This window comes from Streptococcus oralis subsp. oralis (assembly GCF_002096455.1).
Classification (GTDB): domain Bacteria; phylum Bacillota; class Bacilli; order Lactobacillales; family Streptococcaceae; genus Streptococcus; species Streptococcus oralis_CY.
Genome location: NZ_NCUL01000002.1, coordinates 13,428 through 36,441 on the forward strand (window position 1 = coordinate 13,428; position 23,014 = coordinate 36,441).

The 23,014-nt window shown below is 41.7% G+C and carries 27 protein-coding genes and 1 tRNA gene; 27 read left to right on the forward strand and 1 reads right to left on the reverse strand.

All coding sequences use genetic code 11. From position 1 onward, the window contains the following. The first annotated feature begins 86 nt into the window (after positions 1–86). The 21 genes from B7720_RS00105 to gap all read left to right on the forward strand — a co-directional run bounded on the left by B7720_RS00105 (position 87) and on the right by gap (position 17,797). On the forward strand, positions 87–452 hold the full coding sequence (locus B7720_RS00105; RefSeq protein WP_000286399.1) for a DUF1033 family protein: 366 nt from the start codon (positions 87–89) through the stop codon (positions 450–452). 61 nt (positions 453–513) lie between these two features. Continuing rightward, positions 514–1,455, forward strand: coding sequence for a competence type IV pilus ATPase ComGA (gene comGA, locus B7720_RS00110; protein WP_084855892.1), 942 nt, complete (start codon positions 514–516; stop codon positions 1,453–1,455). Beyond that, positions 1,403–2,419 (forward strand): competence type IV pilus assembly protein ComGB, encoded by a 1,017-nt coding sequence (comGB, locus tag B7720_RS00115; protein ID WP_084855895.1) that lies wholly within the window; start codon positions 1,403–1,405, stop codon positions 2,417–2,419. The genes comGA and comGB overlap by 53 nt, the downstream gene beginning before the upstream one ends. Before the next feature lies 1 nt (position 2,420). Beyond that, positions 2,421–2,744, forward strand: a complete 324-nt coding sequence (comGC, locus tag B7720_RS00120; protein ID WP_000735798.1) for a competence type IV pilus major pilin ComGC — start codon at positions 2,421–2,423, stop codon at positions 2,742–2,744. Beyond that, positions 2,707–3,141: a competence type IV pilus minor pilin ComGD gene (gene comGD / locus B7720_RS00125; protein WP_162281755.1), complete on the forward strand. Its 435-nt coding sequence runs from the start codon at positions 2,707–2,709 to the stop codon at positions 3,139–3,141. The genes comGC and comGD overlap by 38 nt, the downstream gene beginning before the upstream one ends. Next, positions 3,104–3,406 carry a competence type IV pilus minor pilin ComGE gene (gene comGE, locus B7720_RS00130; protein WP_084855899.1) on the forward strand — a complete coding sequence of 101 codons (303 nt, stop codon included), beginning with the start codon at positions 3,104–3,106 and terminating at the stop codon, positions 3,404–3,406. Before comGD ends, comGE begins: the two co-directional genes overlap by 38 nt. Beyond that, complete coding sequence (comGF, locus tag B7720_RS00135; protein WP_084855901.1) at positions 3,369–3,830, forward strand: competence type IV pilus minor pilin ComGF; 462 nt, start codon at positions 3,369–3,371, stop codon at positions 3,828–3,830. The genes comGE and comGF overlap by 38 nt, the downstream gene beginning before the upstream one ends. Further along, a complete protein-coding gene (gene comGG / locus B7720_RS00140; protein ID WP_084855903.1) occupies positions 3,808–4,221 on the forward strand; it encodes a competence type IV pilus minor pilin ComGG in 414 nt (137 codons plus the stop codon). The genes comGF and comGG overlap by 23 nt, the downstream gene beginning before the upstream one ends. Positions 4,222–4,253: 32 nt before the next feature. Beyond that, a complete protein-coding gene (locus B7720_RS00145; RefSeq protein ID WP_084855906.1) occupies positions 4,254–4,844 on the forward strand; it encodes a class I SAM-dependent methyltransferase in 591 nt (196 codons plus the stop codon). Between the two features lie 58 nt (positions 4,845–4,902). Then, positions 4,903–5,856, forward strand: coding sequence for a class I SAM-dependent methyltransferase (locus B7720_RS00150; RefSeq protein WP_084855908.1), 954 nt, complete (start codon positions 4,903–4,905; stop codon positions 5,854–5,856). Positions 5,857–5,906: 50 nt separating this feature from the next. Beyond that, positions 5,907–7,097, forward strand: coding sequence for an acetate kinase (locus B7720_RS00155; protein ID WP_000167790.1), 1,191 nt, complete (start codon positions 5,907–5,909; stop codon positions 7,095–7,097). 149 nt (positions 7,098–7,246) lie between these two features. Beyond that, positions 7,247–7,618 (forward strand): ribonuclease P protein component, encoded by a 372-nt coding sequence (rnpA, locus tag B7720_RS00160; protein ID WP_000748120.1) that lies wholly within the window; start codon positions 7,247–7,249, stop codon positions 7,616–7,618. Next, positions 7,593–8,420 (forward strand): membrane protein insertase YidC, encoded by an 828-nt coding sequence (locus tag B7720_RS00165; protein WP_193432076.1) that lies wholly within the window; start codon positions 7,593–7,595, stop codon positions 8,418–8,420. The genes rnpA and B7720_RS00165 overlap by 26 nt, the downstream gene beginning before the upstream one ends. A gap of 14 nt (positions 8,421–8,434) precedes the next feature. Continuing rightward, on the forward strand, positions 8,435–9,421 hold the full coding sequence (gene jag / locus B7720_RS00170) for an RNA-binding cell elongation regulator Jag/EloR (protein WP_084855913.1): 987 nt from the start codon (positions 8,435–8,437) through the stop codon (positions 9,419–9,421). Positions 9,422–9,476: 55 nt separating this feature from the next. Continuing rightward, positions 9,477–10,100: a ribonuclease P gene (locus B7720_RS00175; RefSeq protein WP_084855915.1), complete on the forward strand. Its 624-nt coding sequence runs from the start codon at positions 9,477–9,479 to the stop codon at positions 10,098–10,100. Between the two features lie 117 nt (positions 10,101–10,217). Next, entirely contained in the window at positions 10,218–12,194 is a 1,977-nt protein-coding gene (tkt, locus tag B7720_RS00180) for a transketolase (RefSeq protein ID WP_084855917.1), read from the forward strand. Positions 12,195–12,311: 117 nt separating this feature from the next. Further along, complete coding sequence (yajC, locus tag B7720_RS00185) at positions 12,312–12,632, forward strand: preprotein translocase subunit YajC (protein ID WP_084855919.1); 321 nt, start codon at positions 12,312–12,314, stop codon at positions 12,630–12,632. Between the two features lie 47 nt (positions 12,633–12,679). Next, entirely contained in the window at positions 12,680–13,123 is a 444-nt protein-coding gene (locus B7720_RS00190) for a low molecular weight protein-tyrosine-phosphatase (protein ID WP_070657905.1), read from the forward strand. Continuing rightward, a complete protein-coding gene (locus B7720_RS00195) occupies positions 13,110–13,523 on the forward strand; it encodes an MORN repeat-containing protein (protein ID WP_070657904.1) in 414 nt (137 codons plus the stop codon). Before B7720_RS00190 ends, B7720_RS00195 begins: the two co-directional genes overlap by 14 nt. 295 nt (positions 13,524–13,818) lie before the next feature. Then, on the forward strand, positions 13,819–16,470 hold the full coding sequence (gene adhE, locus B7720_RS00200) for a bifunctional acetaldehyde-CoA/alcohol dehydrogenase (RefSeq protein ID WP_084855921.1): 2,652 nt from the start codon (positions 13,819–13,821) through the stop codon (positions 16,468–16,470). Positions 16,471–16,789: 319 nt separating this feature from the next. After that, positions 16,790–17,797: a type I glyceraldehyde-3-phosphate dehydrogenase gene (gene gap / locus B7720_RS00205; protein WP_000260679.1), complete on the forward strand. Its 1,008-nt coding sequence runs from the start codon at positions 16,790–16,792 to the stop codon at positions 17,795–17,797. 67 nt (positions 17,798–17,864) lie between these two features. Here the strand turns inward: gap and B7720_RS00210 are convergent, their stop codons facing one another. Continuing rightward, a complete protein-coding gene (locus B7720_RS00210; protein ID WP_084855922.1) occupies positions 17,865–18,740 on the reverse strand; it encodes an RluA family pseudouridine synthase in 876 nt (291 codons plus the stop codon). An 86-nt stretch (positions 18,741–18,826) separates the two neighbouring features. Between B7720_RS00210 and pbp2a the strand changes: the two genes are divergently transcribed. The 6 genes from pbp2a (at position 18,827) to B7720_RS00240 (ending at position 22,738) form a co-directional block, all read left to right on the forward strand. Then, positions 18,827–21,022: a penicillin-binding protein PBP2A gene (gene pbp2a, locus B7720_RS00215; protein WP_000762598.1), complete on the forward strand. Its 2,196-nt coding sequence runs from the start codon at positions 18,827–18,829 to the stop codon at positions 21,020–21,022. 52 nt (positions 21,023–21,074) lie between these two features. Further along, complete coding sequence (gene rpmG / locus B7720_RS00220; RefSeq protein ID WP_001809375.1) at positions 21,075–21,227, forward strand: 50S ribosomal protein L33; 153 nt, start codon at positions 21,075–21,077, stop codon at positions 21,225–21,227. Between the two features lie 9 nt (positions 21,228–21,236). Continuing rightward, the gene (gene secE, locus B7720_RS00225; protein ID WP_000505776.1) at positions 21,237–21,413 is read left to right on the forward strand and encodes a preprotein translocase subunit SecE; all 177 of its coding nucleotides are present in this window, start codon (positions 21,237–21,239) and stop codon (positions 21,411–21,413) included. Positions 21,414–21,471: 58 nt separating this feature from the next. After that, on the forward strand, positions 21,472–22,008 hold the full coding sequence (nusG, locus tag B7720_RS00230; protein ID WP_000376732.1) for a transcription termination/antitermination protein NusG: 537 nt from the start codon (positions 21,472–21,474) through the stop codon (positions 22,006–22,008). A 120-nt stretch (positions 22,009–22,128) separates the two neighbouring features. Continuing rightward, positions 22,129–22,602: a hypothetical protein gene (locus B7720_RS00235; RefSeq protein WP_001049305.1), complete on the forward strand. Its 474-nt coding sequence runs from the start codon at positions 22,129–22,131 to the stop codon at positions 22,600–22,602. 64 nt (positions 22,603–22,666) lie between these two features. Then, positions 22,667–22,738, forward strand: a tRNA-Glu gene (locus B7720_RS00240). Positions 22,739–23,014: the final 276 nt, after the last annotated feature.

Below are 23,014 nucleotides of genomic sequence, written 5' to 3' on the forward strand. Positions count from 1 at the left end.
GAAGTTTCTAATGGGGGAAACAAGCAAAATCCTTTTCTTGTAATAAAAAATTAGATATAATATACGATACAAAGGAAGTAGTAAGAATGTATCGTGTTATAGAAATGTATGGGGATTTTGAACCGTGGTGGTTCATAGAAGGTTGGGAAGAAGATGTCATCATGAGTCAATCTTTTGACAAGTATTATGATGCTCTAAAATATTATAAATCATGCTGGTTTGAGCTGGAAAAGAAGAATCCTCTTTATAAGAGTCGGAGTGATTTGATGACTATTTTTTGGGATCCTGCCGACCAACGCTGGTGTGATGAGTGTGATGAGTATTTGCAGCAGTATCATTCTTTGGCACTTTTACAGGATGAGCAAGTCATCCCCGATGAAAAGCTACGTCCAGGCTACGAAAAACAAACAGGTCAAGAAAAACACCGTTCTTGCCGTATGAAATGGAGATAAAAAGTAACTTTTTAAGTTGCTTTTTTTATTTTTTTGCGAATAGTTAGATAAGGAGGGCGGTATGGTACAAGAAATTGCACAGAAAATTATTGCTACTGCGAAAGAAAAGAAGGCTCAGGATATCTATTTCATTCCCAAGGAAAAGTCCTACGAGCTTCACATGCGGGTTGGAGACGAGCGGTGTCTCGTTGACTCCTATGAGTTTGATGTTTTAGCTGCTGTGATTAGTCATTTTAAGTTTGTGGCGGGTATGAACGTAGGAGAGAAGAGGCGCAGTCAGCTGGGTTCTTGCGACTATCAGCATGGGGAGAAGGTGTCTTCTCTGCGTTTGTCTACCGTGGGAGATTATCGGGGACATGAGAGTTTGGTCATTCGTTTGTTGCACGATGAGGAGCAGGACCTGCATTTCTGGTTTCAGGATATGAACGAACTGGGTGAGCAGTACAGGCAACGGGGGCTCTACCTTTTTGCGGGTCCAGTTGGAAGTGGCAAGACGACCTTGATGCACGAATTAGCCAAGTCACTTTTTAAGGGGCAACAGGTTATGTCCATCGAAGATCCTGTCGAGATCAAGCAGGAAGACATGCTCCAGTTGCAGTTGAATGAAGCGATTGGCTTGACCTATGAAAATCTGATCAAACTGTCTCTCCGGCATCGTCCGGATCTCTTGATTATTGGTGAAATTCGGGATAGTGAAACGGCGCGTGCAGTGGTCAGAGCCAGTTTAACGGGTGCGACGGTCTTTTCAACCATTCATGCCAAAAGTATCCGAGGTGTTTATGAACGCCTTCTGGAGTTGGGTGTGACGGAGGAGGAACTAGCAGTTGTCCTGCAAGGAGTCTGCTACCAGAGATTAATTGGGGGAGGAGGAATCGTTGACTTTGCAAACAAAGACTATCAGGAACACCAGCCAACTAGCTGGAATGAACAGATTGAGCAGCTTCTTAAAGATGGACATATCACAAATCTTCAGGCTGAAACGGAAAAAATTAGCTACAGCTAAGCAGAAGAAAATCATCACCCTGTTTAACAACCTCTTTTCCAGTGGCTTTCATTTGGTGGAAATTACTTCTTTCTTGGGCAGAAGTGCCCTGCTAGAAAAGGACTATGTGGCCCAGATGAACCAAGGATTGTCTCAGGGGAAATCATTCTCAGAAATGATGAACAGCTTGGGCTTTTCAAGTGCTATTGTGACCCAATTATCTCTAGCTGAAGTGCATGGAAATCTTCACCTGAGTCTGAGGAAGATAGAAGAATATCTGGATAATTTGTCCAAGGTCAAGAAGAAGTTAATCGAAGTGGCGACCTATCCCCTGATTTTGCTGGGATTTCTCCTGCTAATCATGCTGGGGTTGAGAAACTATCTACTTCCCCAACTGGACAGTAGCAATATTGCCACTCAAATCATCGGCAATCTGCCACAAATATTTCTGGGACTAGTGCTGGTTTGCTCTCTATCTTTACTTTTAGCCCTCACTTTCTACAAAAGAAGTTCCAAGATGCGGGTCTTCTCGATGTTAGCGCGGATTCCCTTTCTAGGAATCTTTGTCCAGACTTATCTGACAGCTTATTATGCGCGTGAATGGGGCAATATGATTTCGCAGGGGATGGAGCTGATGCAGATTTTTCAGATCATGCAGGAACAAGGTTCCCAGCTCTTTAAAGAAACCGGTCAAGATCTGGCTCAAGCCCTGCAAAATGGCCACGAATTTTCTCAGACTATAGGAACCTATCCTTTCTTTAAAAAGGAGTTGAGTCTCATCATCGAGTATGGGGAAGTCAAGTCCAAGCTGGGGAGTGAGTTGGAAATCTACGCGGAAAAGACTTGGGAATCCTTTTTTATCCGAGTCAACCGCACCATGAACTTAGTACAGCCACTGGTTTTTATCTTTGTGGCCCTGATTATCGTTTTACTTTATGCGGCAATGCTCATGCCCATGTATCAAAATATGGAGGTAAATTTTTAAAATGAAAAAACTCATGACAAATTTAAAAAAAGCCAAGGTTAAAGCTTTCACTTTGGTAGAAATGTTAGTGGTCTTGCTCATCATCAGCGTTCTTCTCTTGCTCTTTGTGCCCAATTTGACCAAGCAAAAGGATGCCGTAGATGACAAAGGAAAAGCTGCTGTTGTCAAGGTCGTGGAAAGCCAGGCAGAACTTTATCGTTTGGATAAAAATGATGATGCCAGCCTCAGCAAATTACAAGCGGACGGTCGTATCACAGCTGAGCAAGCCAAAGCTTATAAAGACTACCATGCAAAACAAAAAACCAGTCAAACTGTTGCAGATTAAGGCCTTTACTATGCTGGAAAGTCTCTTGGTTCTGGGACTTGTGAGTATCCTTGCTTTGGGCTTGTCCGGCTCAGTTCAGTCCAGTTTTGCAGCGGTGGAAGAGCAGATTTTCTTTATGGAGTTTGAAGAACTCTATAGGGAAACGCAAAAACGCAGTGTTGCTAGTCAGCAAAAAACCAGTCTGAACTTAGATGGACAGACGATCAGCAATGGCAATCAAAACTTGACCGTTCCAAAAGGAATTCAGGCACCATCAGGACAAAGCATTATATTTGACCGAGCTGGGGGCAATTCGTCCCTGGCTAAGGTTGAATTTCAGACCAGTAAAGGAGCGATTCGCTATCAATTATATCTAGGAAATGGAAAAATTAAACGCACTAAGGAAACAAAAAATTAAGGCAGTAATCTTACTAGAAGCAGTAGTAGCTTTGGCTGTGTTTGCCAGCATTGCAACCCTCCTTTTAGGACAAATTCAGAAAAATAGACAAGAAGAGGCAGAAATCTTGCAAAAGGAAGAAGTCTTGCGTGTGGCGAAGATGGCCTTGCAAACAGGTCAAAATCAAGTGAGGGTAAATGGAGTGGAAATCCAGGTATTTGCTAGTGAGAAAGGATTGGAGGTTTATCATGGTTCAGAGAAGTTGCTCGACCTTAAAGAGCAGTAAGGTAAGAGCTTTCACTCTTTTAGAATCTCTGATTGCCCTTATCGTCGTTAGCGGAGGCTTGCTCCTCTTTCAGGCTATGAGTCAGCTCCTCATTTCAGAAGTTCGTTACCAGCAGCAAAGCGAGCAAAAAGAGTGGCTCTTGTTTGTGGATCAACTGGAGGCAGAGTTAGAGCGTTCGCAGTTTGAAAAGGTGGAAGCCAATCACCTTTATGTGAAGCAAGATGGCAAGGCTATCGCTATGGGCAAGTCCAAATCAGATGATTTTCGGAAAACCGATAGCAGTGGACGGGGTTACCAGCCAATGGTTTATGGACTCAAATCAGCTCAAATTACAGAGGAAAATCAATTGGTTCGCTTTCGTTTTCAATTTCAAAAGGGCTTAGAAAGGGAGTTCATCTATCGTGTGGAAAAAACAAAAAGTTAAGGCAGGCGTTCTTTTATATGCAGTCACCATGGCAGCCATTTTTAGCCTTTTGTTGCAGTTTTATTTGAATCGGCAAGTTGCCCATCACAAAGACTTTGCCCTAAACAAAGAAAAGTTGGCCGCTTTTGCCATGGCCAAGCGAAGCAAAGATAAGGCTGAGCAAGAAAGTGGGGAACGAGTCTTTAACCTAGGAAAAGTCACTTATCAAAATACGAAAACAGGTTTTGCGACAAGTGTTCGTATGAATAAGGGAGACTATGAATTTCTCTTTCCTCCGATGAAAATCCAAGAAAAGAAAACAGCTAAAAAGGAAGAGGTAGCGACTGATTCAAGCAATCAAGCAGGGAAGAAAAAATCAGAAGAAAAGCCTGAAAAGAAAGCCAATTCCTAGGCAATTCAACTTCTTTGTGTTACACTAAAAGCATGAAACACGATTTTAATCACAAAGCAGAAACCTTTGATTCGCCCAAAAATATCTTTCTTGCAAATTTGGTTTGTCATGCAATTGAAAAACAGATTGATTTTCTATCAGACAAGGCAATACTGGACTTTGGTGGTGGGACGGGTCTGTTAGCCTTGCCTCTAGCTAAGCAAGCCAAGTCGGTTACCCTAGTAGATATCTCGGAGAAAATGCTGAAGCAAGCCCGTTTGAAAGCAGGGGACCAAGAAATCAGGAATCTTCAACTCTTGGAGCAGGATTTACTGGTGAATCCTTTGGACCAGCAATTTGACCTGATTGTTGTCAGTCGAGTTCTTCATCATATGCCTGATCTAGATGCGACTCTTGCCATGTTTCACCAACACCTTAGGGAGAAGGGGCAAGTCCTCATTGCTGATTTTGTCAAGACAGATACCAACCACCACGGATTTGAATTGGCTGAACTGGAAACCAAACTCGACCAGTTTGGTTTTTCGAGCATTGACAGCCAGATTCTTTACAGTGCTGAAGGTCTTTTCCTAGGAAATTACGCAGAGCTCTTTTTAACTGTAGCCCAAAAATCACTCGCTCACTAAAGCAGTGATTTTTTCTCTTCAGATGGAAAAAATAGGGGAATTTTGATAAGATAGGAATATGGATTTTGAAAAAATAGAACAAGCTTATACGTATTTACTAGAGAATGTCCAAGTCATCCAAAGTGATTTGGCGACCAACTTTTATGACGCCTTGGTAGAGCAAAACAGCATCTATCTGGATGGCAAAACTGAGCTAGAGCAGGTCAAGGAAAACAATCAAGCCCTTAGGCGCTTAGCCCTTCGCAAGGAAGAGTGGCTCAAGACCTATCAGTTTCTCTTGATGAAGGCAGGGCAAACGGAGCCTTTACAGGCCAATCACCAGTTTACGCCGGATGCCATTGCCCTCCTCTTGGTACTTATTGTGGAAGAGTTGCTTGATCAAGAGGAAATTAGCATCCTCGAAATAGGTTCTGGAATGGGAATTCTGGGTGCTACTTTCTTGACTTCTCTTGCTAAAAAAGTGGATTACTTGGGAATTGAAGTGGATGACTTGCTGATTGATTTGGCAGCTAGCATGGCAGATGTGATTGGTTTGCAGGCTGGATTTGTCCAAGGAGATGCCGTTCGTCCGCAAATGCTTAAAGAAAGCGATGTGGTCATCAGTGACTTACCTATCGGTTATTACCCAGACGACACTATCGCTTCACGCTATCATGTAGCTTCTAGCCAAGAACATACCTATGCCCACCATTTGCTGATGGAGCAAGGCCTCAAGTACCTTAAGTCAGATGGTTATGCTATTTTTCTAGCTCCGAGTGATTTATTGACCAGTCCTCAAAGTGATTTATTAAAAGGGTGGCTCAAAGACGAAGTGAGTCTGGCTGCTATCATCGCTCTGCCAGAGGATATTTTCTCAACTGCAAGCCAAGCTAAAAGTATTTTTGTCTTACAGAAGAAAAGAGATAAAGAAATAGAACCCTTTGTTTACCCTCTTACTAGCTTGCAAGATCCGTCAGTTTTGTTTACCTTTAAAGAAAATTTTCAAAATTGGAGCAAAGGTACTGAAATATAAAAGAGATTTTGTTATAATAGATGAAAACGCTTAAAAAGAGGTATCATCTTATGACAAAAACAATTGCAATCAATGCAGGAAGCTCAAGCTTGAAATGGCAACTTTATCAAATGCCTGAAGAGAAAGTTTTGGCTAAAGGCTTGATTGAACGTATTGGATTGAAAGATTCCATTTCAACAGTAAAATTTGACGGTCGTTCGGAGCAACAAATTCTTGATATTGAAGACCATACACAAGCCGTTAAAATTCTATTGGATGACTTGATTCGTTTTGATATTATCAAAGGGTACGATGAGATTACAGGTGTCGGACACCGCGTCGTTGCAGGTGGTGAATATTTCAAGGAATCAACAGTTGTTGAGGGAGACGTGTTAGAAAAAGTTGAGGAATTGGGACTCTTGGCTCCTCTTCACAATCCAGCTAACGCAGCTGGAATTCGCGCATTCAAGGAATTGCTTCCAGATATTACCAGTGTTGTCGTATTTGATACCTCATTCCACACAACCATGCCAGAAAAGGCTTATCGCTACCCTCTACCAACTAAATACTACACAGACAACAAGGTTCGTAAATATGGTGCCCACGGGACAAGCCACCAGTTTGTCGCAGGAGAAGCAGCGAAACTTTTGGGCCGTCCTCTAGAAGATTTGAAATTGATTACCTGCCATATTGGTAACGGGGCTTCTATCACAGCTGTTAAGGGTGGGAAGTCTGTGGATACTTCTATGGGATTCACACCACTCGGCGGTGTGATGATGGGAACTCGTACAGGAGATATTGACCCTGCTATCATCCCTTATCTCATGCAATATACAGAGGATTTTAATACCCCAGAAGATATTAGTCGCGTTCTCAATCGTGAATCAGGGCTCATGGGAGTTTCTGGTCAGTCAAGCGATATGCGTGATGTGATTGCTGCCATGGAAGCAGGAGACCATGATGCGACTTTGGCTTATGAAATGTACGTCGATCGTATCCAAAAACATATCGGTCAATACCTTGCAGTCCTAAATGGGGCAGATGCGATTATCTTCACAGCAGGTATCGGTGAAAATGCAGCTTTGGTTCGTGAGGATGTCATTTCAGGTATCTCTTGGTTTGGTTGTGATGTGGATCCAGAAAAGAACGTCTTTGGCGTAACGGGAGACATCTCAACTGACGCAGCGAAAATCCGTGTCTTGGTTATTCCAACAGATGAAGAATTGGTGATTGCACGCGATGTTGAGCGCTTGAAAAAATAAGTAAATACACATGAAATTTGATTGTGAAAAGAAGTTGGAAAAGAGATTTTCCAGCTTTTTTTATGTAGAAAATGTCTAAAACCTTGCTGTTATTGGCTTTTTCAAAAAATATGGTATAATAGTAGTAATTTAATAGATGGAGTTGAGTTTTGAAGAAAAGCTTTCGTGTGAAAAGAGAGAAAGATTTTAAGGCGATTTTCAAGGACGGAACAAGTTTTGCCAATCGAAAATTTGTTGTCTACCAATTGGAAAACCAGCAAAACCATTTTCGAGTAGGACTGTCCGTCAGCAAAAAGCTGGGGAATGCAGTTACCAGAAATCAAATCAAGAGACGAATCCGACACATTCTACAAAGTGTAAAAGGAAGTTTAGTAGAGCATGTTGATTTTGTCGTGATTGCCCGAAAAGGGGTGGAAACCTTGGAATATGCAGAGATGGAGAAAAATCTACTCCACGTATTAAAGTTATCAAAGATTTACCAGGAAGGAAATGGGAGTGAAAAAGAAACTACAGTTGACTAGTTTGTTGGGCTTGTCCTTGTTTATCATGACAGCCTGTGCAACAAATGGTACAGCTAGCGATATAACAGCAGATTCGACAGACTTTTGGAGTAAATTCGTCTATTTTTTTGCTGAAATTATCCGCTTTTTGTCCTTTGACATTAGTATCGGAGTGGGGATTATCCTCTTCACGATTTTGATCCGGACGATTCTATTACCGGTCTTTCAGACACAGATGGTTGCCTCTAGAAAAATGCAAGAGGCTCAACCACGCATCAAGACTTTGCGAGAGCAATATCCGGGTCGTGATATGGAAAGTAGAACCAAGTTAGATCAGGAGATGCGTAAGGTTTATAAAGAGTTAGGGATCAAGCATTCCTCCTCTCTCTGGCCGATTTTAATACAAATGCCGGTTCTCTTGGCGCTCTTTCAAGCCTTGAGTCGAGTAGACTTTTTGAAAACAGGTCACTTTTTATGGATTAATTTGGGAGGAGTAGATACAAGTTTTGTCCTTCCGATTTTGGCGGCAGTCTTTACCTTCTTGAGTAGCTGGTTATCGAATAAAGCTTTGTCTGAAAAAAGTGGAGCTACGACAGGGATGATGTATGGTATGCCTGTATTGATCTTTGTTTTTGCCATCTCCGCCCCAAGTGGTGTAGCCTTGTACTGGGCCGTATCCAATGCTTACCAAGTTCTGCAAACCTATTTCTTGAACAATCCTTTCAAGATTATTGCTGAAAGAGAAGCAGTGGCGCAAGCAGAAAAAGATTTAGAAGGCAAGAAGAGAAGAGCCTTGAAAAAAGCACAGAAAAAGAAAAAATAAGGAGGAATCTGGTAATGGTATTATTTACAGGTTCAACGGTTGAAGAAGCAATCCAAAAAGGATTGAAAGAATTAGACATTCCAAGAATGAAGGCCCACATCAAGGTCGTTTCAAAAGAGAAAAAAGGATTCTTAGGCTTGTTTGGTAAGAAGCCAGCTCAAGTTGATATCGAAGCGATTAGTGAAACGACAGTGATCAAAGCCAATCAGCAGGCCATTAAAGGGGTTCCAAAAGAAGTTAATGAAAAAAATGAACCCGTGAAAACAGTAAGTGAAGCAACTGTTGATTTGGGACATGTAGTGGAAGCCATCAAGAAGATTGAAGAAGAAGGTCAAGGTGTCTCTGAAGAGGTCAAGGCTGAAATCTTGAAAAATGAAAAGCATGCCAGCACAATTTTGGAAGAAACAGGCCATATTTCAATTTTAAATGAATTGGAACCAGAGGATACTACCGAGGAAGTGGAATCTGCTCCAGAAAAAGAAACTGAAAGGCAGGAAGCAACAAGCCAATCTTTGGAAGATTTAGGCTTGAAAGTAGAACCAAGTTATGACATCGAACAGGTGGCAACTGAAGTAGCTAGCTACGTTCAAACCATTGTAGATGATATGGATGTTGAAGGGACGATTTCAAGCGACTACAATCGCCGCACCATCAATCTTCAAATTGACACCAATGAACCAGGCCGTATTATCGGCTATCACGGAAAAGTCTTGAAAGCTCTTCAGCTGTTAGCGCAAAATTACCTTTATAATCGCTATTCAAGAACCTTCTACATCACAATCAATGTCAATGATTACGTTGAACACCGTGCAGAAGTCTTGCAAACCTACGCTCAAAAATTGGCGACTCGCGTTTTAGAAGAAGGACGTAGCCAACAAACTGATCCAATGTCAAATAGCGAACGCAAGATTATCCATCGCATTATTTCACGCATGGATGGCGTGACAAGTTACTCTGAAGGTGACGAGCCAAATCGCTATGTTGTCGTAGATGCAGAATAAGCAAAGCAAAATCAGGTTCATCCTGATTTTTTGCTAGGAAAGGAAAGATTCAGATATGCTGAAAGCAGTTAGAGAATACCTATCATTTGCAGGGGTCCAGTATCGTAATCCTGACAAAGCTGGTGATGAAAGAGAAAAGATGCTGGAATTGCGTCACAAAGGCCAAGAGGCTCGGAAGTCTTTTACAGAACTGGCCAAAACCTTTGAAGCTAGTCATCCAGAATGGCAATTGCAACAGACTAGTCAGTGGATGAACCAAGCGCAACGCTTGCGGCCGTATTTCTGGGCCTATCTTCAGAGAGACGGACAAGTGACAGAACCTATGATGGCTCTTCGTTTGTATGGAACACCTGCTGACTTTGGGATTTCTTTGGAAGTCAGTTTCATCGAGCGCAAGAAAGACGAACAGACCTTAGACAAGCAAGCCAAGGTCTTAGAACTTCCAGTGGTAGAAGGAATTTATTATCTAGTCTATTCAAATGGGGAAAGTCATAAGGTGGAGGCTACTGAGGAGAATCGTCGTACTTTACGCGAGAAGGTGAGAAGTCAGGAAGTCCGTAAAGTGTTGGTTAAGTCAGATGTTTCCCTCATTGAAAATCAGTCAGTAGAAGCGATATTGGAGAAGCTAGAAGACGCTTATACGCGCTTGCTTCCGTACTATGAAGTGACGAGGGAATAGAAAATCAAATGTGTTAGATGAACGCAAATTGTTTTATTGCTATTCTATGCATTTTTTCATATAATAGTAAAATAGGATGTGTGATTCATTAATCACCTCAAAGAGAAAGGAAATTCTATGTCAAATCTATCTGTTAATGCAATTCGTTTTCTAGGTATTGACGCCATCAACAAAGCAAACTCAGGTCACCCAGGGGTGGTTATGGGGGCTGCTCCTATGGCCTATAGCCTCTTTACAAAGCAACTTCGTATCAATCCAGCTCAACCAAACTGGATCAACCGCGATCGCTTTATTCTTTCAGCAGGACACGGCTCTATGCTTCTTTATGCCCTTCTTCACCTTTCTGGTTTTGAAGATGTTAGCATGGAAGAAGTCAAGAACTTCCGCCAATGGGGTTCAAAAACACCAGGTCACCCAGAATTTGGTCATACAGCAGGGGTTGACGCTACAACTGGTCCTCTAGGTCAAGGGATTTCTACTGCTACTGGTTTTGCCCAAGCAGAACGTTTCTTAGCAGCCAAATATAACCGCGAAGGCTTCAATATCTTTGACCACTATACTTATGTGATCTGTGGAGATGGAGACTTGATGGAAGGTGTCTCAAGTGAGGCAGCTTCATACGCAGGCTTGCAAAAACTTGACAAGTTGGTGGTTCTTTATGATTCAAATGACATCAACTTGGATGGTGAGACAAAGGATTCCTTTACAGAAAGTGTTCGTGATCGTTACAATGCCTACGGTTGGCATACAGCCTTGGTTGAAGATGGAACAGACTTGGAAGCAATTCATGCGGCTATCGAAGCAGCTAAAGCTTCAGGGAAACCATCTTTGATTGAAGTGAAGACTGTGATTGGATACGGTTCTCCAAACAAACAAGGAACTAATGCCGTACACGGTGCTCCTCTTGGAGCAGATGAAACTGCAGCAACTCGCCAAGCGCTCGGTTGGGACTATGAACCATTTGAAATCCCAGCTGAAGTTTATGCTGATTTCAAGGAAAATGTTGCAGACCGTGGTGAATCAGCTTATCAAGTTTGGACTAAATTAGTTGCTGACTATAAAGAGGCTCATCCAGAACTGGCTGCAGAAGTAGAAGCCATCATCGACGGACGTGACCCAGTTGAGGTGACTCCAGCAGACTTCCCAGCCTTAGAAAATGGATTTTCTCAAGCCACTCGTAATTCAAGTCAAGATGCTTTGAACGTTGTCGCTGCCAAGCTGCCAACTTTCCTAGGTGGATCAGCTGACCTTGCTCACTCAAACATGACTTATATCAAAACGGACGGACTTCAAGACGACGCTAATCGCTTGAACCGCAACATTCAGTTTGGTGTTCGTGAATTTGCTATGGGAACGATCTTGAACGGTATGGCCCTTCATGGTGGACTTCGTGTTTATGGTGGAACCTTCTTCGTCTTCTCTGACTATGTGAAAGCAGCAGTCCGCTTGTCAGCCTTGCAAGGACTTCCTGTGACTTATGTCTTTACCCACGATTCAATCGCAGTTGGTGAAGATGGTCCAACTCACGAACCAGTTGAACACTTAGCAGGTCTCCGTGCTATGCCAAATCTGAATGTTTTCCGCCCAGCAGATGCGCGTGAAACTCAAGCGGCTTGGTACCTTGCCGTGACAAGCGAAAAAACACCAACTGCCCTTGTCTTGACACGTCAAAATTTGACTGTCGAAGAGGGAACAGACTTTGACAAAGTTGCTAAAGGTGCCTATGTCGTCTATGAAAATGCAGCAGACTTTGATACGATTTTGATTGCAACAGGTTCAGAGGTGAATTTGGCGGTCGCAGCTGCCAAAGAATTGGCTAGTCAAGGTGTAAAAGTCCGTGTAGTCAGCATGCCATCAACAGATGTCTTTGACGCACAAGATGCAGCTTACAAGGAAGAAATCCTTCCAAATGCAGTTCGCCGTCGTGTTGCAGTCGAAATGGGTGCAACTCAAAACTGGTACAAGTATGTTGGTCTTGATGGTGCCGTTCTCGGTATTGATACCTTTGGAGCATCTGCCCCAGCACCAAAAGTATTGGCAGAGTACGGATTTACAGTTGAAAATCTAGTCAAAGTCGTTCAAAACTTGAAATAATCACAAAAATCAGAGTGAAAACTCTGATTTTTTATAACCATAAAAACAAGGCACAATCTTGTAAAAGTAGCTGAAATTTGATATAGTAGTCCTATGTAAAACACAAAGGAGAAAACAATGAATCCAAATATTACTTTCTTAATCATGCTTGTAGGTATGTTTGCCTTGATGTTCTTTATGCAACGTTCTCAAAAGAAACAAGCACAAAAGCGTATGGAAAGCTTGAACAAGCTTCAAAAAGGCTATGAAGTCATTACAATTGGTGGACTTTACGGAACAGTGGATGAAGTCGATACTGAGAAACAAACAATCGTACTTGATGTAGATGGGGTCTACTTGACTTTTGAATTGGCTGCTATCAAGACCGTTTTGCCACTCAAAGAGGCTGTGACACCAGAAGGAACAGTTGTTGACGAAAGCGGAGCAATCGAAGAATAAAACGGGATCTGTCACTCCCGTTTTTCTATGAGATGAGAGGAAAAGGGATGAAAAAAATAGTATTTGTTTGCTTAGGAAATATCTGTCGTAGCCCCATGGCAGAGTTTGTGATGAAATCCATGACGAGCGATTACCACGTCGAAAGCCGGGCAACGTCATCATGGGAACATGGCAATCCGATTCATAAGGGAACGCAAGGGATTTTCCAGCAATATCAGATCCCGTATGATAAAGACAAAACATCGCTTCAGATTGGCAGGGAAGACTTTGAATCGTTTGATTACATTATCGGTATGGATGCTTCAAACGTTTCAGATCTGCGTAAAATGTGCCCTCAGGAACTACAGTACAAGATCTACTCTTTTGCATCTGAAAGTGTCCCAGATCCTTGGTATACAGGAGATTTTGAGGAAACCTATGCTCGTATCACAAGTGGATGTCAAAGCTGGCTAGATCGATTAGAAAATGAGAGTGACAATGGAAAAGCTTAAACAATTTTATGAGAAGTATAGAGTTTACCTAACTCGTCCTAGGTTAGAGCTCATTGCAGTAGTTGTAATAGTACTCTGTGCTCTTTCGGTATTTCTGCTAAATACGCCTAAAAAGGGTGTCCTGACACTTGATGGTGGAGCTCTTGTTTATGATGGCACCTTGGTACGAGGGAAAATGAATGGTCAAGGAACCTTGACCTTTGAAAATGGAGACCAATATACAGGTGATTTCAATAATGGAGCCTTTAATGGAAAAGGGACTTTCCAATCAAAAGCTGGCTGGAAATACGAAGGTGATTTTGTAAATGGCCAGGCTGAAGGTCAAGGGAAGTTGACGACAGAGCAAGAAGTTGTTTATGAAGGGACCTTTAAACAAGGCGTTTTTCAGCAAAAACAGTAGTCTCCAAGTTAGGAGACTATTTTTTAAAACCAGCAAGAAAGCGCTTTCTTTGTTTGGATTTGATAACTAACTATCAACTAGAAAAGCTTTGTGAAATAAAAAAAATTTCTCCATAATTTCACAATCATCCGGCCAAAACTCTATTGCATAGCTATATTGAGAAAAAAATCACAATCTCAGAAAAATTCTTTGTGAAATACTTATGAAACTGTTTACAAAGCATAAAAAAAGAGTTATAATAAACTTGTGAAAAAATTAACAAAGGATAACATCCTTAAAGGCTATGGAGGATAATATGGCTGATAAAAAAACAGTAACACCAGAGGAAAAACAACTTGCTGCTGAAAAGCATGTCGATGGTCTCGTGAAAAAAGCCTTGGTTGCGCTTGATGAAATGCGCAAGTTGAACCAAGAGCAAGTTGACTACATCGTGGCAAAAGCTTCGGTTGCAGCACTTGACGCGCACGGTATCCTTGCACAACATGCAGTTGAAGAAACTGGTCGTGGAGTATTTGAAGACAAGGCAACAAAGAATCTATTTGCCTGTGAGCACGTAGTGAACAATATGCGTGGAGTTAAAACAGTTGGAGTTATCGAAGATGATCCAATTACAGGTTTGACAAAGATTGCGGAGCCTGTCGGTGTAATCTGTGGTGTCACTCCGACAACAAACCCAACTTCAACAGCGATTTTCAAATCCTTGATTGCTTTGAAAACACGTAACCCAATCGTTTTTGCCTTCCACCCATCTGCTCAAGAATCATCAGCTCACGCAGCACAAATCGTTCGTGATGCAGCTATTGCGGCTGGAGCACCTGAAAACTGTGTTCAATGGATTACAGAACCATCTATGGAAGCAACTGGAGCGCTTATGAACCACGAAGGTGTTGCAACTATCCTTGCAACTGGTGGTAATGCCATGGTTAAAGCTGCATACTCATGTGGAAAACCAGCTCTTGGGGTAGGTGCCGGAAACGTTCCTGCCTATGTAGAAAAATCTGCTGACCTTCGTCAAGCTGCTCATGATATTGTTATGTCTAAGTCATTTGATAATGGGATGGTCTGTGCATCAGAACAAGCCGTTATCATTGATAAAGAAGTATATGACGAATTTGTAGAAGAATTCAAATCATATCACACTTACTTTGTAAACAAAAAAGAAAAAGCCCTTCTTGAAGAATTCTGTTTCGGTGTAAAAGCTAATAGCAAAAACTGTGCAGGTGCTAAACTAAATGCAAACATCGTTGGTAAACCAGCAGCATGGATTGCTGAACAAGCAGGATTTAGCGTTCCAGAAGGAACAAACATCTTGGCTGCAGAATGTGCAGAAGTAGGACCGAAAGAACCATTGACTCGTGAGAAATTGTCACCAGTTATTGCTGTCCTAAAAGCTGAAGACACAGAAGATGGTCTTACAAAAGCTCGTCAAATGGTTGAGTTTAACGGACTTGGTCACTCAGCAGCTATCCATACAAAAGACGAAGAGCTTGCTAAACGCTTTGGTACAGAAATCAAAGCTATGCGTATTATCTGGAACTCTCCATCTACTTTCGGTGGTATCGGTGACGTATACAATGCCTTCATTCCATCATTGACACTTGGATGTGGTTCATATGGACACAACTCAGTCGGTGATAACGTGAGTGCGATCAACCTTCTAAACATCAAGAAAGTAGGGAAACGTAGAAATAATATGCAGTGGTTTAAAGTTCCTTCAAAAATTTACTTCGAACGCAATTCTATCCAATACCTTCAAACATGTGAAGATATTGAACGCGTTATGATTGTTACAGACAAATCGATCGAAAAACTTGGTTTTGTTCAACGCATTATTGACCAATTGAACAAACGCAGCAACCGTGTAACTGTCCAAGTCTTCTCAGACGTTGAACCAGACCCAGATATCACAACTGTAGAACGTGGTACTGAAGTAATGAGAGCATTTGAACCAGACACAATCATCGCTCTTGGTGGTGGTTCTCCAATGGATGCAGCGAAAGTAATGTGGCTCTTCTACGAACAACCACAAATCGACTTCCGTGACTTGGTTCAAAAATTCATGGACATCCGTAAACGTGCCTTCCGCTTCCCATCACTTGGTAAAAAAGCGAAATACATAGGTATTCCAACAACTTCAGGTACAGGTTCAGAAGTAACACCATTTGCCGTTATCTCTGATAAGAAAAACAATCGTAAATACCCATTGGCTGACTACTCATTGACACCAACTATTGCGATTGTTGACCCTGCTTTGGTTGAGTCAGTTCCAGACTTCATCGCTGCGGATACAGGTATGGACGTCTTGACTCACGCGACTGAAGCTTACACTTCAAACTTCGCTAACGACTATACAGACGGTATCGCCCTTCAAACAATCAAACTTGTCTTTGAATGGTTGGAAAAATCTGTTAAGACAGCTGATCCAGAAGCTCGCGAAAAAATGCACAATGCATCTACAATGGCTGGTATGGCCTTTGCCAATGCCTTCCTTGGTATGAGCCACTCAATGGCCCACAAGATCGGTGCGGTTCACCATACTGTTCACGGACGTACAAACGCAATTTTACTTCCATACGTTATCCGTTACAACGGAACTCGTCCATCTAAGACTACTACATGGCCTAAATACAACTACTGGAAAGCTGATGAGAAATTCCAAGACATCGCGAAAATGCTTGGCTTGCCTCACTCAACTCCAGAAGAAGCAGTTGAAGCATATGCTAAAGCTGTTTACGAACTTGGTGTTGCAGTAGGTATCAAGATGAACTTCAAGGATCAAGGAATTGATGAAAAAGCTTGGAAAGACAGCTTGCATGAAATTGCCTTGCTTGCTTATGAAGACCAATGTTCACCTGCTAACCCTCGCTTGCCAATGGTAGCTGACATGGAAGAAATCATGGCAGATGCTTACTATGGTTATGCAGAACGTCCAGGACGTCGTAAATAATCGTTTATCAGCCTAGAGACAGGAGTTATCCTGTCTCTTTTTTGTAAACTCTGAAAGAGTTGAAATTGAAGTTTCACCTTGATAATGAAGAGAATATGCAGATATTATAAAAGATTCTAGAGATATGCTTTGGAAATAAAAGAATGGATGAATAAAAAGAGGGAGAAAAAGTAGAAAAGCAGGAGAGAAAATCAACGCCCGTACTTGCAATTAAACTCAAATAGTTATATAATAGGTTTGTTGAAAGGTGATTTGTAGTGATTCAAGTTACTCTTTTCACAATAAAATTTTCATGATTTTCATAAGGAGGAAATCACTAATGGTAGTTAAAGTTGGTATTAACGGTTTCGGACGTATCGGTCGTCTTGCTTTCCGCCGTATCCAAAACGTAGAAGGTGTTGAAGTTACTCGCATCAACGACCTTACAGATCCAGTTATGCTTGCACACTTGTTGAAATACGACACAACTCAAGGTCGTTTCGACGGTACTGTAGAAGTTAAAGAAGGTGGATTCGAAGTTAACGGTAAATTCGTTAAAGTTTCTGCTGAACGTGATCCAGAACAAATCGACTGGGCTACTGACGGTGTAGAAATCGTTCTTGAAGCAACTGGTTTCTTTGCTAAGAAAGATGCAGCTGAAAAACACCTTAAAGGTGGAGCTAAGAAAGTTGTTATCACTGCTCCTGGTGGAAACGATGTTAAAACAATCGTATTCAACACTAACCACGACGTTCTTGACGGTACTGAAACAGTTATCTCAGGTGCTTCATGTACTACAAACTGCTTGGCTCCAATGGCTAAAGCTCTTCAAGACAACTTCGGTGTTGTAGAAGGATTGATGACTACTATCCACGCTTACACTGGTGACCAAATGATCCTTGACGGACCACACCGTGGTGGTGACCTTCGCCGTGCTCGCGCTGGTGCTGCAAACATCGTTCCTAACTCAACTGGTGCTGCTAAAGCTATCGGTCTTGTAATCCCAGAATTGAACGGTAAACTTGACGGATCTGCACAACGTGTTCCAACTCCAACTGGATCAGTTACTGAATTGGTAGCAGTTCTTGAAAAGAACGTTACTGTTGATGAAGTGAACGCAGCTATGAAAGCAGCTTCAAACGAATCATACGGTTACACAGAAGATCCAATCGTATCTTCAGATATCGTAGGTATGTCTTACGGTTCATTGTTTGACGCAACTCAAACTAAAGTTCTTGACGTTGACGGTAAACAATTGGTTAAAGTTGTATCATGGTACGACAACGAAATGTCATACACTGCACAACTTGTACGTACTCTTGAATACTTTGCAAAAATCGCTAAATAATTCTTGAGTCGATAAAAGCAAGGCCTTCTGGTCTTGCTTTTATTATATAGAAAAATGGATGATGCTATCATCCATTTTGTTTTAATTCTGTTTCAAAAGTATCCGAGAGGGCAGTAAAACTCAATTGTTCTAAGGTGAGTGGATGAGTAAAGGAAAGTCGAAAGGCATGAAGCATCAGCCTGCTTACTTTTGATCTAGAGTTATAGAGAGGATCGCCCAGGATAGGGTGCTTATGGTGAGAGAGGTGAACACGGATTTGATGCGTTCGACCGGTCTTTAGTTTGCAACGGACAAGGGTAGTCTGATTTGGAAATTGCTTTAGTCGGCTTACCTGAGTTTCGGCATGTTGCCCACTTTTGGGATCTACCACTCGTTTTCTGCGATCGTGTCGATCACGACCAATTTTATCTCGAAAGACAAGTTCTTTACTCTCTACTCGTCCTTCTATAAGTGCCCAGTATTCCCTAGAAATCTCTTTTTTCTCCAGTAAGCGATTGAGAATAGGCAGGATAAAAGGATTTTTGGCAAAGAGAATCAAACCACTAGTTTCCATGTCCAGACGATGAACGACATAGCAGGTTTGGCCAACATAGGCAGAGACATGATTGAGAAGGGCAATTTCACCAGGTTGATTTCCGTGAGTTTTCATTCCCTCTGGCTTGTTGACGATAATGAGATGTTGGTCTTGATAAACCTCTTGAACGAGGTCTGAATTGCCCCAAAGGATTTCTTTTGGGGGATAATCTTCCTCGTCAAAAGTCAACTGGCAAATGTCCCCTGGCTTGACCATCTCGTTCCAGTGAACTTCTTTGTGGTTGATTAAGATGTTCTTCTTTATTCTCAAAAAATGGCGGATTTTTCTAGGGATGAGGAGTTGTTCCTCTAGGAATTGTTTGACCGTCATTTGAGGCAAGGATTCGGGTAATGTAAATGTGAATTGCATACAGATATTGTAACAAAAAAAGCCCTATTTGGATAGGGAGTAGCTAAATTCTTGAGTTCCTATGGTGAAGATGATAAAATAAACGCATGAAATTAGATAAATTATTTGAGAAGTTTCTTTCTCTCTTTAAAAAAGAAACGAATGAATCAGCGGAGTCTGATTCGACTAGCATGCGTCGTTCACGGAGCGATAGAAAAAAATTGTCCCAAGTAGGCCCAATTCGAAAATTTTGGCGTCGTTATCATCTGACAAAAATCGTCATCATTTTAGGGTTAAGTGCAGGTTTGCTAGTAGGGACCTACCTATTTGCGATAGCCAAGTCGACCAATGTCAATGATTTGCAAAATGCCTTGAAAACGCGAACTCTGATTTTTGACCGCGAAGAAAAAGAGGCAGGAGCCCTATCAGGTCAAAAGGGAACCTATGTTGAACTGACAGATATTAGTAAAGACTTGCAGAATGCTGTCGTCGCGACAGAGGACCGTTCCTTTTATAAAAATGATGGGATTAACTACGGTCGTTTCTTTCTAGCCATCCTTACAGCGGGTCGTTCTGGAGGGGGTTCCACCATCACTCAACAGTTGGCGAAAAATGCCTATCTTTCCCAGGACCAGACCGTTGAACGGAAGGCCAAGGAGTTTTTCCTTGCCTTAGAGTTGACAAAGAAATACAGCAAGGAGCAAATCCTTACTATGTACCTCAATAACGCCTACTTTGGAAATGGAGTATGGGGCGTTGAAGATGCAAGTAAGAAATATTTTGGTGTATCGGCTTCACAACTAACGCTTAATCAGGCGGCTACTCTAGCAGGGATGCTCAAGGGACCAGAATTGTACAATCCATTAAATTCTGTTGAAACTTCGACCAACCGTAGGGATACTGTTTTGCAAAATATGGTTGCAGCGGGCTATATTGATAAAAATCAAGAAACCGAAGCGGCTGGAGTAGATATGGCTTCTCAACTGCAAGATAAGTATGAAGGCAAAGTTTCGGATTATCGTTACCCGTCCTATTTTGATGCAGTTGTCAACGAAGCAGTTTCCAAGTACAATCTCACAGAAGAAGAGATTGTCAACAACGGCTATCGAATCTACACAGAGCTTGACCAAAACTACCAAGCAAACATGCAGGTTATTTACGAAAACACTTCGCTATTTCCAACGGCAGAAGATGGAACGCATGCCGAATCAGGTAGTGTTGCTCTAGAGCCTAAAACGGGTGGAGTGCGTGGAGTTGTTGGCCGTGTAGCTGGTGATGACAAACCAGGCTTCCGCAATTTCAACTATGCCACTCAGTCTAAGCGTAGCCCAGGCTCAACTATTAAACCTTTAGTCGTTTATACACCCGCAGTAGAAGCAGGATGGGCCTTGAACAAGCAACTGGATAATCATACGATGCAGTACAACAGTTATCAAGTAGATAACTATGCGGGTATTAAGACATCTCCAGAAGTACCTATGTATCAGGCCTTGGCGGAATCACTCAACCTGCCAGCTGTTGCGACTGTAAATGAATTAGGTATTGACAAAGCTTTTGACGCTGGGGAGAGATTTGGTCTGAATATGGAAAAAGTTGACCGAGTTCTTGGAGTTGCTCTTGGTGGAGGTGTGGAAACGAATCCTCTCCAGATGGCGCAAGCCTATGCAGCCTTTGCTAATGGAGGTTTGATGCCTGAAGCACATTTCATCACTCGTATTGAAAATGCCAGCGGCCAGATCATCAAGAGTCATAAAAACTCCCAAAAACGAGTGATTGATAAGTCGGTAGCCGATAAAATGACCAGCATGATGCTAGGAACATTTACCAATGGTACAGGAATTAGTTCGTCACCGGCAGATTATGTTATGGCTGGTAAAACAGGTACGACTGAAGCTGTTTTCAACCCAGAATATACCAGTGACCAGTGGGTGATCGGCTATACTCCGGATGTGGTAATCAGCCACTGGCTCGGTTTCCCAACAACAGATGAGAACCATTATCTAGCAGGTTCGACCTCCAATGGAGCAGCCCATGTCTTTAGAAGTATGGCTAATACCATTTTACCTTACACTACAGGTAGCACTTTTACAGTTGAGAATGCTTATAAACAAAATGGTATTGAACCAGAAAATACGAAAAAGCAGGTTGTTGAAAATGAGACAAACCAGTCTGAGGACCCAATAGGAGATATTCGTAGTCGTGCACAAAATCTTGTAGATGAAGCAGGTCGTGCGATTTCAGAAGCTAAAATAAAAGAAAAAGCCCAGACAATATGGGACTCAATCCTTAATCTATTTCGTTAAGAGGCTTGTCAAAGCCTAGGTTTCTTGTTATAATAGATAAGATGGAGGCGTTATGGCACTAAAAAAAGCAAGCCTAGCTTGTGCAGTTTGTGGTTCAAGGAATTATTCAATCAAAATTAGTGGGAACCCCAAGCCAACACGACTAGAAGTAAATAAATTTTGTAAACATTGTGGAAAATATACGACACATAGAGAAACGAGATAGGAGAGAACGATGGGCTTTATTAAGGATATTTTTAAACTTCTTAAAGAAACAACTTGGCCAACTCGCAAAGAAAGCTGGAGAGATTTTCGCTCTATTATGGAATACACAGCCTTCTTTGTGGTCATCATTTACATTTTTGACCAGTTGATTGTATCAGGTTTGATTCGATTTATTAACATTTTTTAGAAGAAAAGTGGAGAAGTTCTGCTAACTTTCTTCTATCATATGTATGAAAGGAAATATCATGGATAGTTTTGACAAGGGATGGTTTGTTCTACAAACTTATTCTGGCTATGAAAATAAGGTAAAAGAAAATCTATTGCAACGTGCGCAAACATATAACATGTTGGATAATATTCTACGTGTTGAGATTCCAACACAAACCGTGCAAGTTGAGAAAAATGGAAAGAAAAAGGAAGTTGAAGAGAATCGCTTTCCAGGTTATGTCCTTGTAGAAATGGTCATGACCGATGAAGCATGGTTCGTCGTTCGAAACACACCTAACGTAACAGGATTCGTCGGCTCACACGGTAACAGATCAAAACCAACTCCACTTTTGGAACAAGAAATCCGTGATATTCTGGTTTCAATGGGACAAACTGTTCAAGAGTTCGATATTGATGTTGAAGTTGGCCAGACAGTCCGCATCATTGATGGCGCTTTTGCAGACTACACAGGTAAAATTACTGAAATTGATAACAACAAAGTGAAGATGATTATCTCTATGTTTGGTAATGATACGATTGCAGAAGTGAATCTCAACCAAATTGCAGAATTATAACCCCAGAGAGGCTTTGCCTCTCTTTTTATGTGCCGTTGGGGGAGGAAGAAGTATAGAATAGAGGAAGTAGACCCAGTGGCTCGCGCATTTTGCTAAACTAAATGCAGAAAGGAGAGGTCTATGAATCTAAAAGATTTATATGAAGAAAGTAAGGGAATCGTCCATAAGTGTCGCAAAGATTATCATTTGCATCTGTGGGAGAAAGAGGACTGGGATCAGGAAGGCATGTTATGTCTGTATGAGCTGGTGAGTTGCAACCCAGAGTTACTAGAGGGGGAGCGCCATCGACTTTATGTCTGCTTTAAAACAAAGTTTAGAAATCGTATCCTAGATTACATCCGTAAACAGGAAAGCCACAAGCGCCGTTTTGACAAAGAACCCTATGAAGAGGTGAGTGAGATTAGTCATCGTCTAGGAGAAAAAGGACTCAGGCTGGACGATTATTATCTCTTTCACGAACTTCTAAAGAATTACAAATCAAAGCAGAGTATGGAAAAACAAGAGTTAATAGACCGTCTAATGGGAGGAGAAGTCTTTAGAGGACGTAAAGCTCTCCTGAGAGAACTTTCCCTAATCTTTTCAGAATTTCGGTAAAGAGGAAAAAAGTCCTTGACAAAGGTAAAAAAGTAGGTATAATAGAAAGAGTTGAAAAGCTCAAGGTCCGTTGGTCAAGGGGTTAAGACACCGCCTTTTCACGGCGGTAACACGGGTTCGAATCCCGTACGGACTATGTTGTATTGCGGCTAAAAAAACTTGAAAAAAGTTTAAAAAATCTGTTGACAGAGACGGGTAGCTGTGATATACTAATATAGTTGTCGCTTGAGAGAATGAGTGACAAAGACCTTTGAAAACTGAACAAGACGAACCAATGTGCAGGGCACTATAACTGAGGTTATAGTACTGAACAATGAAAAAAACAATAAATCTGTCAGTGACAGAAATGAGTGAGAACTCAAACTTTTAATGAGAGTTTGATCCTGGCTCAGGACGAACGCTGGCGGCGTGC

Coding starts and splice junctions, on each gene's coding strand:
- B7720_RS00105 (WP_000286399.1), top strand. CDS start 87: ATGTATCGTGTTATAGAAATGTATGGGGATTTTGAACCGTGGTGGTTC.
- comGA (WP_084855892.1), top strand. CDS start 514: ATGGTACAAGAAATTGCACAGAAAATTATTGCTACTGCGAAAGAAAAG.
- comGB (WP_084855895.1), top strand. CDS start 1,403: ATGGACATATCACAAATCTTCAGGCTGAAACGGAAAAAATTAGCTACA.
- comGC (WP_000735798.1), top strand. CDS start 2,421: ATGAAAAAACTCATGACAAATTTAAAAAAAGCCAAGGTTAAAGCTTTC.
- comGD (WP_162281755.1), top strand. CDS start 2,707: ATGCAAAACAAAAAACCAGTCAAACTGTTGCAGATTAAGGCCTTTACT.
- comGE (WP_084855899.1), top strand. CDS start 3,104: ATGGAAAAATTAAACGCACTAAGGAAACAAAAAATTAAGGCAGTAATC.
- comGF (WP_084855901.1), top strand. CDS start 3,369: ATGGTTCAGAGAAGTTGCTCGACCTTAAAGAGCAGTAAGGTAAGAGCT.
- B7720_RS00145 (WP_084855906.1), top strand. CDS start 4,254: ATGAAACACGATTTTAATCACAAAGCAGAAACCTTTGATTCGCCCAAA.
- B7720_RS00150 (WP_084855908.1), top strand. CDS start 4,903: ATGGATTTTGAAAAAATAGAACAAGCTTATACGTATTTACTAGAGAAT.
- B7720_RS00155 (WP_000167790.1), top strand. CDS start 5,907: ATGACAAAAACAATTGCAATCAATGCAGGAAGCTCAAGCTTGAAATGG.
- jag (WP_084855913.1), top strand. CDS start 8,435: ATGGTATTATTTACAGGTTCAACGGTTGAAGAAGCAATCCAAAAAGGA.
- B7720_RS00175 (WP_084855915.1), top strand. CDS start 9,477: ATGCTGAAAGCAGTTAGAGAATACCTATCATTTGCAGGGGTCCAGTAT.
- tkt (WP_084855917.1), top strand. CDS start 10,218: ATGTCAAATCTATCTGTTAATGCAATTCGTTTTCTAGGTATTGACGCC.
- yajC (WP_084855919.1), top strand. CDS start 12,312: ATGAATCCAAATATTACTTTCTTAATCATGCTTGTAGGTATGTTTGCC.
- B7720_RS00190 (WP_070657905.1), top strand. CDS start 12,680: ATGAAAAAAATAGTATTTGTTTGCTTAGGAAATATCTGTCGTAGCCCC.
- B7720_RS00195 (WP_070657904.1), top strand. CDS start 13,110: ATGGAAAAGCTTAAACAATTTTATGAGAAGTATAGAGTTTACCTAACT.
- adhE (WP_084855921.1), top strand. CDS start 13,819: ATGGCTGATAAAAAAACAGTAACACCAGAGGAAAAACAACTTGCTGCT.
- gap (WP_000260679.1), top strand. CDS start 16,790: ATGGTAGTTAAAGTTGGTATTAACGGTTTCGGACGTATCGGTCGTCTT.
- B7720_RS00210 (WP_084855922.1), bottom strand. CDS start 18,740: ATGCAATTCACATTTACATTACCCGAATCCTTGCCTCAAATGACGGTC.
- pbp2a (WP_000762598.1), top strand. CDS start 18,827: ATGAAATTAGATAAATTATTTGAGAAGTTTCTTTCTCTCTTTAAAAAA.
- rpmG (WP_001809375.1), top strand. CDS start 21,075: ATGGCACTAAAAAAAGCAAGCCTAGCTTGTGCAGTTTGTGGTTCAAGG.
- secE (WP_000505776.1), top strand. CDS start 21,237: ATGGGCTTTATTAAGGATATTTTTAAACTTCTTAAAGAAACAACTTGG.
- nusG (WP_000376732.1), top strand. CDS start 21,472: ATGGATAGTTTTGACAAGGGATGGTTTGTTCTACAAACTTATTCTGGC.
- B7720_RS00235 (WP_001049305.1), top strand. CDS start 22,129: ATGAATCTAAAAGATTTATATGAAGAAAGTAAGGGAATCGTCCATAAG.